The organism is Streptomyces sp. So13.3, assembly GCF_005860785.2.
Lineage (GTDB): Bacteria > Actinomycetota > Actinomycetes > Streptomycetales > Streptomycetaceae > Actinacidiphila > Actinacidiphila fildesensis.
The window spans coordinates 6,059,848-6,072,349 of sequence record NZ_CP048835.1 but is presented as its reverse complement, the minus strand read 5'-3'; the positions used below and the strand labels follow the sequence as shown (position 1 = coordinate 6,072,349).

Genomic DNA, 12,502 nt, shown 5'->3' with positions numbered 1-12,502 from the left:
CCGGGCGGGCCGCAACACCGACGGGGACAGGGAGAGGGCCATTACCGGCAACCGGCAGGCGAGCTGGGCGTTCGCCGACGCCTTCGTCGCCGAAGACGACGCGCTGATACGAGCCCGGCGGCGCGCCCACGAGTCCGGTCTGCGCCCTGTGTCCCCCGGAACCGGCGCGACGCTGCGGCTGCTCGCCGCCGCCTCCGACGCCAAGGCCGTCGTCGAGATCGGCACCGGCACCGGTGTGTCCGGCATCCATCTGCTGCTCGGGATGCGGCCGGACGGCGTGCTGACCACCGTCGATTCGGAACCCGACCGCCAGCAACTGGCCCGCGAGGCCTACCGGGACGCCGGCTTCGCCGCCAACCGCGCCCGGTTCATCCCCGGCCGCGCGCTGGAGGTCCTGCCGCGGCTGGCGGACGGCGGGTACGACCTCGTCTTCTGCGACGGGGACCGTCTCGAGTACCTGGACTACCTCGGCGAATCGTTGCGCCTGCTGCGTCCGGGCGGGCTGGTCTGCTTCGAGGGGACCTTCGCCCAGGGCCGCACGCTCGACGCGGCCCATCAGGACACCGAGGCCGTGCGGCTGCGCGAGCTGATGCGCGCGGTCCGCGAGAGCAAGGCGTTCGCGCCCGTCCTGCTGCCCACCGACGACGGGCTGCTCTGCGCGGTCCGCCGGGGCCCGTAGCCGGGTCCCGGACACGGCAGCGGCCCCGGTTCCGGACCTGGAACGGTCAGGAATCGGGGCCGTGACGTTTATTGGGAACGCGCTCGTGTCAGGCGATGGCCTTCTTCAGCGCGTCGCCGAGGGCATCCGCCTCGTCAGGAGTCAGCTCGACAACAAGCCGTCCGCCGCCCTCGAGCGGAACGCGCATGATGATGCTCCGCCCCTCCTTGGTGACCTCGAGCGGGCCATCACCCGTCCGCGGCTTCATGGCCGCCATGCTCGTTCCCCTTCCTGAAACCAGCTCGGACTCGAACACATTGGTTCTCGACCATTATCCCGCATGTGCCGACCCGATGACCAACATCGGTTCCCATCCGTTCGAGAAACCCCTCCCACAAAACCGGCCAATTCGGTGATGAGACTGCGATACTTCGCCGCCGCACTCCCGTTCCGTGCCGCATTCGCCCCGTTGAATGTTTGACGTACGTCACATGTTCGCCTGTGGCGATGTCCGGCATGCTGGCCAGGACCGGAGCCGCGACGAAGGGGATCATCCATGTCCGACAGCGTGCTGTACGAGGTGAGCGACGGGCTCGCGACCATCACCTTGAACCGTCCCGATGCCATGAACGCCCTGAACGTCGAGACCAAGGTCGCGCTCCGCGAGGCCGTCCGGGGCGCGGCGGCGGATTCCCAGGTCAGGGCCGTTCTGCTGACCGGAACCGGGCGCGCCTTCTGCGTCGGCCAGGACCTCAAGGAGCATGTCGGCCTGCTGATGGAGGACCGCGAGTCCGGCACGGGCGCCACGATGTCGACGGTCCGGGAGCACTACAACCCCATCGTCACCGCCCTCGCGACGATGCCGAAGCCGGTGGTCGCGGGAATCAACGGGGTCGCCGCGGGCGCCGGCGCGGGTCTGGCGTTCGCCTCGGACTACCGGGTGGTCGCCGACACGGCGAGTTTCAACACGTCCTTCGCGAAGGTGGCACTGACCGCGGACTCGGGCGCGTCGTGGACCCTCCCCCGGCTGATCGGCCACGGCCGCGCCGCCGATCTGCTGCTCTTCCCCCGCAACGTGACCGCCCAGGAGGCCCTGGAGCTCGGTATCGCCAACAAGGTCGTCCCGGCCGCGGACCTGGCCGCTGAGGCCCTGGCGGTGGCACGGAGCCTCGCGGCGGGGCCGACGGTGGCCTACGCGGCGATCAAGGCGTCGCTGGCGTACGGGACGGACCACTCGCTCCTGGAGACGCTGGAGAAGGAGGACGAGCTCCAGACCATCGCGGGCGCGTCGGAGGACCACCGGATCGCCGTGGAGGCGTTCCTCAAGAAGGAGCCGCCGCGCTACCTGGGCCGGTAGCGGCGCAACAGGTCTACGACCTGGTGGTCCGCACGTGGCAGCCGGCCAGGTGGTCGTCGACCAGGCCGCAGGCCTGCATCATCGCGTAGGCCGTGGTCGGTCCGACGAAGCGGAAGCCCTGCTTCTTGAGGTCCTTGGCCAGCGCCACCGACTCGGGCGTGGTCGCCGGTACGTCGTCGAGCGTGCGCGGCACCGGCCGGCCCGCCGGGTCCGGCGCGTGCGACCAGATGAGCTCGTCGAGGCCGCCGGCGCCCAGCCCGGCGGCCACGTGGGCGTTGGCGAGGGACGCGTCGATCTTGGCGCGGTTGCGGATGATGCCGGGGTCGGCGAGCAGCCTTTCCCGGTCCTCGTCGGTGAACGCCGCGACCGCCTTGATGGAGAAGTCCGCGAAGGCGGCGCGGAAGCCCTCGCGGCGGCGCAGGATCGTGATCCAGGAGAGCCCGGACTGGAACGCCTCCAGGCACAGCCGCTCGTAGAGCGCGTCGTCGCCGTGCACCGGGCGGCCCCACTCGCCGTCGTGGTACGAGACGTAATCCGGCGCCGACAGCCCCCAGGGGCAGCGGGCCAGGCCGTCCTCGCCGGTGACCGTGCCGCGCTCACTCATGGGGGCGGTCCTCCGGGTCCTTGCGCAGCGAGGGCGGGGTGTCCGACGGTGCGTCCGGCCGCATGGGCGGCTGGTCGAGGACCGACGGCGAGAGCGGCGGGTCCAGCAGTGCCGGAGTGCCCAGGGCGGTCGCCTGGGCGCCGGCCAGGGCCGACTCCAGATCCGCGATGCGCGCGTCCCGCTCGGCCAGCTCCGCCGCGAGGCGGTCCAGCACCTCGTCCGCGTCGAGCATCCGGTAGCCGCGTACGGCCACCGGCAGCCGCAGCCCGTCGATGTCGGCGCGGACCAGCGGGCGGTCGACGGGCAGCCGGTCGTCGATCCGGTCCGGGTCCGCGTCGCGGAGCGGGCCGCCGTCGCCGAGTACGGCCAGTGCCACTGCGGCGACCACCGCGACCAGCGCGATGAGCATGAACCAGAACAAGACCGTCTCCCGGGGCCGCGCGATGTGTTTGCACGATGGTGCCATGTCCGGCCCCCGCCGGACCCTCCTGTGGGGAGCCGGCACCCTCCTGCGGCTATCGTCGCCGGTGGGCGATCTACAGGAGGCACACGCAAATGCTGCGGCTGGGCACGCGGGAGTTCGGCGACGACGAGCTGGTCATCATGGCGATCGTGAACCGGACACCCGATTCGTTCTACGACCAGGGCGCCACGTTCAGCGATGAACCGGCCCTGCTGCGCGTGGAACGGGCGGTGTCCGAGGGCGCCGCGATCATCGACATCGGCGGGGTCAAGGCCGGTCCCGGAGAGGACGTCTCGGCCGAGGAGGAGATCCGCCGCACGGTCGCCTTCGTCGCCGAGGTCCGCCGGCGGCACCCGGACGTCGTGATCAGCGTCGACACCTGGCGGCACGAGGTGGGCGAGGCGGCCTGCGAGGCGGGCGCCGATCTGCTGAACGACGCCTGGGGCGGCGTCGACCCGAAGCTGGCCGAGGTCGCCGCCCGCTACGACGCCGGGCTGGTCTGCACGCACGCCGGCGGCGTCGAGCCGCGCACCCGCCCGCACCGGACCGGGTACGAGGACGTCATGGCGGACATCCTGCGGGTCACCGTGGGCCTCGCGGAGCGGGCCGTCGGGCTCGGTGTGCGGCGCGACGCCGTCCTCATCGACCCCGGGCACGACTTCGGCAAGAACACCCGGCACTCGCTGGAGGCGACCCGGCGGCTCCCGGAGATGACGGAGACCGGGTGGCCGGTGCTGGTGTCGCTGTCCAACAAGGACTTCGTGGGCGAGACGCTCGACCGCCCGGTCAAGGAACGGCTGATCGGGACGCTGGCGACCACCGCGGTCTCGGCCTGGCTCGGGGCCCGGGTGTACCGCGTCCACGAGGTCGCCGAGACCCGCCAGGTGCTGGACATGGTGGCCTCCATCGCGGGCCACCGGCCGCCCGCGGTCGCCCGCCGCGGGCTGGCGTAAGGGGCGCGGCTCAGCCCTCGGTCTCCTTGGTCACCAGGGCCACGGCCTCGTCCACGTCGTCGGTCAGATGGAACAGCTCCAGATCGGCCGCGGAGGCCTTGCCGCCCTCGATCAGGGTGCCCCGGACCCAGTCGACGAGGCCGCTCCAGTACGCGGTGCCGAACAGGACGATCGGGAACCGGGTGACCTTCTTCGTCTGGACGAGGGTGATGGCCTCGAACAGCTCGTCCAGGGTGCCGAAACCGCCGGGGAGCACGACGAAGCCGCGCGCGTACTTCACGAACATCGTCTTGCGGACGAAGAAGTAGCGGAAGTTCACCCCGATGTCGACGTAGGGGTTGAGGCCCTGCTCGAAGGGCAGCTCGATGCCGAGCCCGACGGACACCCCGCCGGCCTCGCCCGCGCCCTTGTTGGCGGCCTCCATGGCACCGGGGCCGCCGCCGGTGATCACCGCGAAGCCGGCCTCGGCCAGCGCGCGGCCGATCGAGATGCCCGCCGCGTACTCCACGGAGTCGACCGGGGTGCGCGCGGAGCCGAACACGCTGACCGCGGGGCCGAGTTCGGCCAGGGCGCCGAATCCCTCGACGAACTCGGACTGGATGCGCATGACCCGCCAGGGATCGCCGTGCACCCATTCCGAGGGGCCGCGGCTGTCCAGCAACCGCTGGTCGGTGGTGCCGGCCTGTACCTGGCCGCGCCTCCGGACCACCGGCCCGGTGTGCCGTTCCGGCCAGCCCTGTCCCTGCGGAGAAGAGTGCTCGGCCGCCTCGTTGGCCGCCGCTGCCGCCTCCTGCGCGTTGCTCGTGTCCCTGCGTGCGGTACTCATGCGAGCAGCGTACGACGCATCACGGCGCGTCCGGGCTGGCCAGCGGCACAACGCGCGGAGCCTCCAGGTGGCTGCTCACCCAGGTGAGCGCGTCGGGGAACATCCGTCCCCAGGTCTTCCAGTTGTGGCCGCCGGTGTCCAGCAGCATCGGGGTGACGGTCGTCGGCGCCTGCACCGCGTGGCCGAGCCACTCGGCGAACCGCGGCGGGCTCTCGGGGTCCTGGACGCTCGACCCCACCAGGAGGTCCACGTTCGGCTTGGTGTTGTGGGCCAGCCACAGCGGTGAACGGGGGCCCTCGGCGGGGTTGTCGGGGGCCAGCGCGGCGCCCGCCACGTACCGGGAGGGGTAGTCGAGGGCGAGCCGGGCGGCGCAGTAGCCGCCGGTCGATATGCCCATCACCGCCCAGCCGCTCGGGGCGGGCAGCGTACGGAAGTTGTGCGCGACCACGTCCGGCACGTCCTGGGCGAGCCAGGTGCCGCCCTTGCCCCGGCCCGGCGCGTCGGCGCAGCCGGCCTTGGCGCCCTTGGGCGTGATCGTCGGCAGGACGAGGATGGCCGGCTCGGCCTTGCCCTCGGTGATCTGCCGCTCCATGATCTGGCCGAGCCGCATGGCGCGCAGGAAGCTGCGCGGGCTCCCGGGCAGGCCGTGCAGCACCACGATCACCGGGAAGCGGGTGTTCGCGTACTCCTTCTTGTCGTACTGCGGCGGCGTCCAGACCATGACGTCACCCGACGCGCCGGATTTGGCGCCGGGCACGTCCGCCTTGCGGAACCCCTGCGCGTACGGGGCGAACTTCACCGTCAGCTGCGCCGGTCCCGGCGGGGGCGCCTTGTGCTTCGCGGAGGTGTTCATGCTGCCGCCCCCGCTGCCGCCGCCGAGCAGGTCGTCCCAGGAGGCGTAGAAGCCGTACTGGTTGTTCACCCCGGCCATCACCACGAAGACCGCCGTCAGCTGGCACACCACGATCATCCCGACGCGGGCGGGCAGCCGGACCAGCCGGGGGCCCGGCACACGCCCCCACAGCAGCACGGCCCCCGCCACGGCCACGACGGCCGCGACGATGAGCACCACGAAGAACAGCGGACTGGTCAGTCCCATGGAACGGCCTTCTTTCCCCCCACACGATCGGTTGCATCCGATCACACCATGGTGGGAACATCACGCGGATAACGGCCCGTGCGGTTCCCACCCAGCCCCCCCGCCGGGTCCTGGGCGTCAGGCGGTGAGCCAGGCCCGCAGCCGCTCCTCGGCCTCCAGGACGGCGGCCACCGACACATTCTCCTCGCGGGTGTGGGCCAGCTTGGGATTGCCGGGACCGTAGTTGACGGCCGGGATGCCGAGGGCGGAGAAACGGGCCACGTCGGTCCAGGATTCCTTGCCGAAAGGCTCAGTTCCGATGGCCGCGACGAACGCGGCGGCGGCCGGCTGGGACAGTCCGGGCAGCGCGCCGGGCGCGCTGTCGGTGGGCACGACCTCGAATCCCTCGAAGACCTCGGTGACGTGCGCGAGCGCCTCGGCCTCGGTCTGATCGGGCGAGAACCGGTAGTTGACGATCACGGCGCACGTGTCGGGAATCACATTCCCCGCGTGCCCGCCCTCGATCATCACCGCGTTCAGGCCCTCGGGGTAGACCAGCCCGTCGATGACGACCCGGCGGGGCTCGTAGGCGGCGAGCCGGGCGAGGATCGGCGCGGCCTTGTGGATGGCGTTCTCACCGAGCCAGCTGCGCGCGGAGTGGGCGCGGCGGCCGGTGGTCTGCACCCTGACCCGCAGGGTGCCCTGGCAACCGCCGTGCACCTGGGCGTCGGTGGGCTCCAGGAGCACCGCGAAGTCGCCCGCCAGCCACTCCGGGTGGTTCTCGACGAGCCGCTTGAGGCCGTTGAACTGGGCGGCGATCTCCTCGGCGTCGTAGAAGACGAAGGTGAGGTCGCGGTTGGGCTCGGGCACGGTCGCGGCGAGGCGCAGCTGTACGGCGAGGCCGGACTTCATGTCGGTGGTGCCGCAGCCCCACAGCAGTCCGTCGGCGTCGAGCCGGGACGGCAGGTTGTCCGCGATCGGCACCGTGTCGAGGTGTCCGGCGAGCACCACCCGCTCGGCGCGGCCCAGGTTCGTCCGTGCCACGACCGCGTCCCCGTCCCGGTCCACGGTCAGGTGCGGAAGGGCGCGCAGCGCCTCCTCCACGATGTCGGCCAGCGCCTTCTCGGCGAGGCTGACAGAAGGGATGTCCACGAGCTGCGCCGTGACGGCGGCGGCATCCTGGCTGAGGTCGAGCGGGCTTGCGGTCATGCCCCCGACCCTACCGGCGGTGCCCGGAGGCCTCCCGCGACGTGCGCACGTCCGGCGTCGGCGTTCGGGCTCCGGGAGCGGTGTGTGGGTACGGTGGGCCTCATGTCCCAGCCTTCGCCGACGCCGGAGCGGCGTCCTCGCCGGAACGGCCGCCGACTCCGGCTGACCGTGGCGGGCCTCGTCCTGCTCGGGATCGCCGGATACGGCGCCTACTACGTCGTCGAGAGCCGCTCCCAGCGCGCCGGGTGCACGGTCGCGGCGGACGACAACACCATGGAGCTCGAATCGCAGCAGGCGGAGAACGCCTCGACGATCGCCGCGGTCGCGACGTCCAGGGGGCTGCCGGAGCGGGCGCTGACGATAGCGCTGGCCACCTCGATGCAGGAGTCGATGCTCCGCAATCTCGACCACGGCGACCGGGACTCGCTCGGCCTGTTCCAGCAGCGGCCCTCGCAGGGCTGGGGCACCCCGGCACAGATCATGGACCCGGTGCACGCCACGAACGAGTTCTTCGACGGCCTGGTGAAGATCGAGGGCTATGCGCGGCTGCCGCTGACCGTGGCCGCCCAGCGGGTGCAGAAGAGCGGCTTCCCCCAGGCGTACGCGAAGCACGAGGCGGACGCGACCCTGCTGACCTCGGCGCTGACCGGCCGGCAGCCCGGCGCGCTCAGCTGCACCCTGAGCTCGGGCGAGACCGTTACGACGGGCGATCCCGCGCGGGTCCGCAAGCAGCTGGCCCGTGAGTTCGGACCGCAGGTCACCCCGCGCCCGGCCGAGGGCAGGGCCGGTGGCGGCACGGCGCGCGAGCGGACCGTCCAGGTGCCGTCGACCCCCGCCGGAGGCGCGGCGGAGGGGGACGGGAAGCGCCGCGGCTGGGAGCTGGCGCAGTGGGCGGTGGCCCATTCCGCGGAGCTGAAGGTCGAGAAGGTCTCGTTCCGGGACAAGCAGTGGCGGGCGGCCGATTCCGGCAAGGGCTGGCAGAAGTCCGACACCAGTGCGGCCGAGACCGCCGACGGCGACGTACGGATCACGGTCGCGCAATAGTGCGGCGCATCACCCGCAGGCGCATAGCGGCTACGTCAAACTCCGGAAGCGGCCAATTCCCCCGACCGGCCGCCAACTCCCTTGTGACGCAAGCGATGTGACGTTTCCTCACTTCTTTGCGCCGTGACCGGAATGGACCATTTTGCCGGAGCACTATTATGCGACGCATTACCAACTCTTTACCTCGAACGGCCGCAACCTTCGGGCTCCTGGAGCGGTAGTCAGCACGTCCGCCCGGCGGACATGTCCCGTCCCCCCTCCGTAAAAGGAGCACCATGTCCCTCCCCCTTTCGCGTCGGATCGCCCGTGCTGCCCTGCTGATCGGTGCGGCCGCGGCTCCCCTGCTGGGCGCCGGCGCCGCGTCGGCCGCCGAGCTGCCGCAGACGGCTGACCTGGGTGGACTGACCAACCTTGACGGCGCGAGCCTCGGCAACACCCTCGACGGCGCCTCCCAGCAGGCCAGCGGCCTGGCCACCGAGGCCGGCAGCAAGACCGTGCAGACGGCCGTCCCGGCCGCGGGCCGGACGGTCGGCACCACCGGCAAGACCGCCGCCCCGGCCGCCCAGAAGGCCGCAGGCGACGCCGCCGGCTCCACCGGCGATCTCCTCGGCTCGACCACCAAGTCCGTGGGCGCGGCCGGCCTGTCCGGCGCCGACACCCTCCCGGTCGCCGGCATGCCCGGCGGTTCCTCGCTCCCGTCGGCCGGCACCCTCCCGATCAGCACCCTCCCGACCGACGCACTGCCGCTCAGCAGCCTGCCGATCGGCGGCTAGGCACGGCGGACCCACGCGAAGGGGCCCGGAGAGCGCGCGCTCTCCGGGCCCCTTCCGGCGTTGCGGGGACAACAGGGGACGTCAGGCCAGCCGGCGCACCGCGGCGTCCACCCGCTCGTCGAGCGCGGTGAACGCGACCCGTACGAAGTGCGCGCCCGTCGGACCGTAGAACTCGCCCGGCGCGACCAGGATGCCCTGCTTGGCCAGGTCACCGACGGTGTCCCAGCAGGACTCCCCACGCGTCGCCCACAGGTAGAGGCTGGCTTCGCTGTGCTCGATCCGGAATCCGGCGCCCTCGAAGGCGGTCCGCAGCACGGCCCGCCGCCGGGCGTAGCGCTCCTTCTGCACGACGGCGTGCTCGCGGTCGCCGAGCGCGGCGATCATCGCGGACTGCACGGGCGCCGGGACGATCATGCCGGTGTGCTTGCGCACCCCCAGCAGCTCCTTGACGACGGCCGCGTCGCCGGCCAGGAACGCGCCCCGGTACCCGGCGAAGTTGGAGCGCTTGGAGAGCGAGTGGACGGCGATCAGCCCGTCGTGGCTGTCACCGCACACGTCGGGGTGCAGCACGGAGACCGGTGCCGCGTCCCAGCCCAGCTCGATGTAGCACTCGTCGGAGACGACGAGGATGCCGTGCTCGCGCGCCCAGTCCACGATGCGGCGCAGCTCGGCGGCGTCCAGCACCCGGCCGGTCGGGTTCGACGGGGTGTTGAGCCAGAGCAGCCGGACCCGCGCCGGGTCGAGGTCGGCGACCGGGTCGGCGTACGTCACCGGCTCGGCGCGGGCGACGAGCGCCCCGATCTCGTACGTCGGGTAGGCCAGCTCCGGGTAGGCGACCTGATCGCCCTCGCGCAGCCCCAGCAGCGTCGGCAGCCAGCCGACCAGCTCCTTGGAGCCGATCAGCGGCAGCACGTTCGCCGGCTGGGCGCCCGCGATGCCGAGCCGGTCCCGCAGATAGTCCGCGACGGCGTCCCGCAGCGAGCCGGTGCCGTACGTCAGCGGATAGCCGGGGCTGTCCGCCGCGGCGGACAGTGCCTTGCGGATCACGGCCGGGACCGGGTCCACGGGGGTGCCCACCGACAGGTCGACGATGCCGTCGGCGTGTGCGGCCGCCGCGGCCTTGTACGGCTCTAGCCGGTCCCAGGGGAAGACGGGGAGACGGTCGGAGACTGGCGCCACGCTGGTGCTCACTTTCCTGGACTGGAGAACGACACCGGTCCCGTACGGAAGCCTCCCCGTACGGGACCGACGCGTCGTGCGGTCTTGATCAGCCGGGCTGGTTCTGCGGTTCCAGCGCGGCGATGAAGGGGTGGTCCCGCTCGATCAGTCCGAGCTTCGAGGCGCCACCGGGCGATCCGAGCTCGTCGAAGAACTCCACATTCGCCTTGTAGTAGTCCTTCCACTCCTCCGGGGTGTCGTCCTCGTAGAAGATGGCCTCGACCGGGCAGACCGGCTCACAGGCGCCGCAGTCGACGCATTCGTCCGGGTGGATGTACAAGGACCTGGAGCCCTCGTAGATGCAGTCGACCGGGCACTCTTCGATACACGCCTTGTCCTTGACGTCGACACAAGGCTGCGCGATGACGTAGGTCACGCTGTCGTTCCTCCTCGGTAGGGCTCATCTCGCGCGGGAGCGCGGCGTCGTCGATGCCCGCCTCTAGTATCTCCGTTCCTGGGCACGAGACGAACAAGAGGGGCACTGATGACTATGGATTTTGCCGCCACAGGACGGCTAGTGGTCCGCATCAGCCCTGCTGACGTGGGGAAACGCGTTTCGGTACGGCGGGTACTGGAGATCGCTGACGGGCAGCCTACGTTCAGCGACACCCTCGGTGTTCTCGCATCGTGGGATCACGGCGTGGTGTGCGTCACCCGCCGGGACGGTGAAACCGTCCGGATCGCCGAATCTGCGCTGGTCGCGGGAAAGGTCGTGCCCCCCGCTCCGGTCCGCCGCAGCGCTCGGGTGAGCGCGGCGGAGCTCCAGGAAGCGGCCTCGCGCGCCTGGCCGGCCACGGAGAGCGAGCGGCTGGGCGAGTGGACGCTGCGGGCCACAGAAGGGGTGCGCGGAGCGCTCCCTCGGAAGGGTGGTGGTGGGCGACGGGAGGGCTTCACGCGGCGGGCCAACTCCGTTCTCGCGCACGGTGATCCGGAGATGCCGCTGGACGAGGCGCTGGAGTTCGTCGTGCGCTGGTACGGCGAACGCGGCACGACCCCGTACCTCCAGGTCCCCGACGACGGGCCGCTCGCCGCCGAGCTCGACCGGCGCGGCTGGCTCCGGGAGGCCGACACCCTGGTCCGTACCGCACCCCTCGCGCCGCTCGCGGAACTGCCCGGCGCGGACGCCGTCACCCTGACCCGCGAGCCCGGGGATTCCTGGCTCGCGTCGTACCACCGCACGGGTGACCTGGCGGAACAGGCACTGAAGGTGGTGCTCGGCGGGCCGTCCGTCTGGTTCGCCACCGCGCCCGGGGCGATCGGGCGCGGCGTGGTGGACGGCCGGTGGGCGCTGTTCGGTGCCGTCGAGGTCGAACCGGCGTTCCGTCGGCGGGGGCTCGCCACCGCGGTGATGGCCGCGCTCGCCCGCCGGGCCGTCGAGGAGGGCGCGTCGTTCGCGTATCTCCAGGTCGAGGCGGACAACGACGCCGCGCGGGCGCTGTACGACCGGATGGGCTTCACCACCCATCACGGCTACCACTACCGCCGGCCGTCGCCGTGACGGGCCCGTGGCGTGAGCGCTTCGCGGAGGCGGCCCGCGAGGAGCGGCCCGACCTCGCCGAGCTGTGCCTGCTGATCGGCGCGGAGGCCGACCCCGAGTTCGGCCGGACCGGTCCGGACACGGCGCAGATCGAGCTCGACCGGCTGGCCGGAATGCTGCCCTACGGCCTCACGACGCCCGACGACTGGGCCCGCGCGCTGTCCGCGCTCCTCGGCGGCACCTGCGGCTTCGCCGGGCTGCCCGCCGACTACGGGCGGCTGGAGTCCTCGCTGCTGCACGAGGTGCTGCGCCGCCGGCGCGGTCTGCCGATCCTGCTGTCGGTGGTCTGGATCGAGGTCGGCCGGCGGGCCGGCGCCCCGGTCTACGGGGTGGCCCTGCCCGGCCATTTCGTCGTCGGCCTGGGTGATCCCGCCGGGCACTTCGTGCTCGCCGACCCGTTCCACGGCGGCCGGGTGCTCGACTCCGACGACGCCGGGCTGCTCGTCGCGGGCGCGACCGGCGCCCCGCTGGCGCCGGACATGCTGGTGCCCGCCGACCCGCTCGACATCGTGCTGCGGGTGCTGAACAACATCCGCGCCTGGGCGGCCGCCCGGCCCGAGGAGATCGGCGTGCAGCTGTGGGCCGTCGAGCTCGCCCTGCTGCTCCCCCGGCACCCGGCCCGGCTGCGCTACGAACGCGCCCAGCTCCTCGTACGGCGCGGTGACTACCTGCAGGGCGCGGCCGAGATGGAGGCCTACGCGGAGATGCTGAAGATCATCGATCCGGAGGCCGCGAAGTCCATCCAGGGACAGGCCAGATCGGCGCGCGCGCTGCTGAACTGA

Annotated in this window: 15 protein-coding genes; 7 read left to right on the top strand and 8 right to left on the bottom strand. The window is 72.1% G+C overall.

Annotated elements, in window-relative coordinates; all coding sequences use genetic code 11:
• Positions 1-40 precede the first annotated feature (40 nt).
• Positions 41-679 carry an O-methyltransferase gene (locus C8250_RS27485; protein ID WP_244809857.1) on the top strand — a complete coding sequence of 213 codons (639 nt, stop codon included), beginning with the start codon at positions 41-43 and terminating at the stop codon, positions 677-679.
• An 88-nt stretch (positions 680-767) separates the two neighbouring features.
• Here the strand turns inward: C8250_RS27485 and C8250_RS27480 are convergent, their stop codons facing one another.
• Entirely contained in the window at positions 768-935 is a 168-nt protein-coding gene (locus C8250_RS27480) for a DUF3117 domain-containing protein (protein ID WP_069464762.1), read from the bottom strand.
• Positions 936-1,214: 279 nt separating this feature from the next.
• Between C8250_RS27480 and C8250_RS27475 the strand changes: the two genes are divergently transcribed.
• Positions 1,215-2,015: an enoyl-CoA hydratase-related protein gene (locus C8250_RS27475; protein ID WP_138351005.1), complete on the top strand. Its 801-nt coding sequence runs from the start codon at positions 1,215-1,217 to the stop codon at positions 2,013-2,015.
• Positions 2,016-2,028: 13 nt separating this feature from the next.
• Here C8250_RS27475 and C8250_RS27470 read toward each other — a convergent pair whose 3' ends face one another.
• The gene (locus C8250_RS27470) at positions 2,029-2,619 is read right to left on the bottom strand and encodes a DNA-3-methyladenine glycosylase I (protein ID WP_138351006.1); all 591 of its coding nucleotides are present in this window, start codon (positions 2,617-2,619) and stop codon (positions 2,029-2,031) included.
• Entirely contained in the window at positions 2,612-3,040 is a 429-nt protein-coding gene (locus C8250_RS27465; protein ID WP_244809390.1) for a cell division protein DivIVA, read from the bottom strand. Before C8250_RS27465 ends, C8250_RS27470 begins: the two co-directional genes overlap by 8 nt.
• Before the next feature lie 134 nt (positions 3,041-3,174).
• Here C8250_RS27465 and folP point away from each other — a divergent pair, with 134 nt between their 5' ends.
• Positions 3,175-4,035 (top strand): dihydropteroate synthase, encoded by an 861-nt coding sequence (folP, locus tag C8250_RS27460; protein ID WP_138351007.1) that lies wholly within the window; start codon positions 3,175-3,177, stop codon positions 4,033-4,035.
• A 10-nt stretch (positions 4,036-4,045) separates the two neighbouring features.
• Here the strand turns inward: folP and C8250_RS27455 are convergent, their stop codons facing one another.
• From C8250_RS27455 to dapE, 3 genes are all read right to left on the bottom strand, one after another.
• The gene (locus tag C8250_RS27455; RefSeq protein ID WP_138351008.1) at positions 4,046-4,861 is read right to left on the bottom strand and encodes a TIGR00730 family Rossman fold protein; all 816 of its coding nucleotides are present in this window, start codon (positions 4,859-4,861) and stop codon (positions 4,046-4,048) included.
• 19 nt (positions 4,862-4,880) lie between these two features.
• Positions 4,881-5,960, bottom strand: coding sequence for an alpha/beta hydrolase-fold protein (locus tag C8250_RS27450; RefSeq protein WP_138351009.1), 1,080 nt, complete (start codon positions 5,958-5,960; stop codon positions 4,881-4,883).
• A gap of 117 nt (positions 5,961-6,077) precedes the next feature.
• A complete protein-coding gene (gene dapE, locus C8250_RS27445) occupies positions 6,078-7,148 on the bottom strand; it encodes a succinyl-diaminopimelate desuccinylase (RefSeq protein WP_138351010.1) in 1,071 nt (356 codons plus the stop codon).
• 102 nt (positions 7,149-7,250) lie between these two features.
• Here dapE and C8250_RS27440 point away from each other — a divergent pair, with 102 nt between their 5' ends.
• Positions 7,251-8,192: a heavy metal transporter gene (locus C8250_RS27440; RefSeq protein ID WP_138351011.1), complete on the top strand. Its 942-nt coding sequence runs from the start codon at positions 7,251-7,253 to the stop codon at positions 8,190-8,192.
• A 275-nt stretch (positions 8,193-8,467) separates the two neighbouring features.
• Complete coding sequence (locus tag C8250_RS27435; protein WP_138351012.1) at positions 8,468-8,965, top strand: ATP-binding protein; 498 nt, start codon at positions 8,468-8,470, stop codon at positions 8,963-8,965.
• 81 nt (positions 8,966-9,046) lie between these two features.
• On the opposite strand, the gene dapC is transcribed toward C8250_RS27435, so the two are convergent.
• Together dapC and fdxA are read right to left on the bottom strand one after the other, a co-directional pair.
• Entirely contained in the window at positions 9,047-10,144 is a 1,098-nt protein-coding gene (gene dapC / locus C8250_RS27430) for a succinyldiaminopimelate transaminase (protein ID WP_138351013.1), read from the bottom strand.
• 88 nt (positions 10,145-10,232) lie between these two features.
• Positions 10,233-10,559, bottom strand: a complete 327-nt coding sequence (fdxA, locus tag C8250_RS27425) for a ferredoxin (protein ID WP_138351014.1) — start codon at positions 10,557-10,559, stop codon at positions 10,233-10,235.
• 114 nt (positions 10,560-10,673) lie between these two features.
• Between fdxA and C8250_RS27420 the strand changes: the two genes are divergently transcribed.
• On the top strand, positions 10,674-11,681 hold the full coding sequence (locus C8250_RS27420; protein ID WP_138351086.1) for a GNAT family N-acetyltransferase: 1,008 nt from the start codon (positions 10,674-10,676) through the stop codon (positions 11,679-11,681).
• Positions 11,678-12,502 (top strand): transglutaminase-like domain-containing protein, encoded by an 825-nt coding sequence (locus tag C8250_RS27415; RefSeq protein ID WP_138351015.1) that lies wholly within the window; start codon positions 11,678-11,680, stop codon positions 12,500-12,502. Before C8250_RS27420 ends, C8250_RS27415 begins: the two co-directional genes overlap by 4 nt.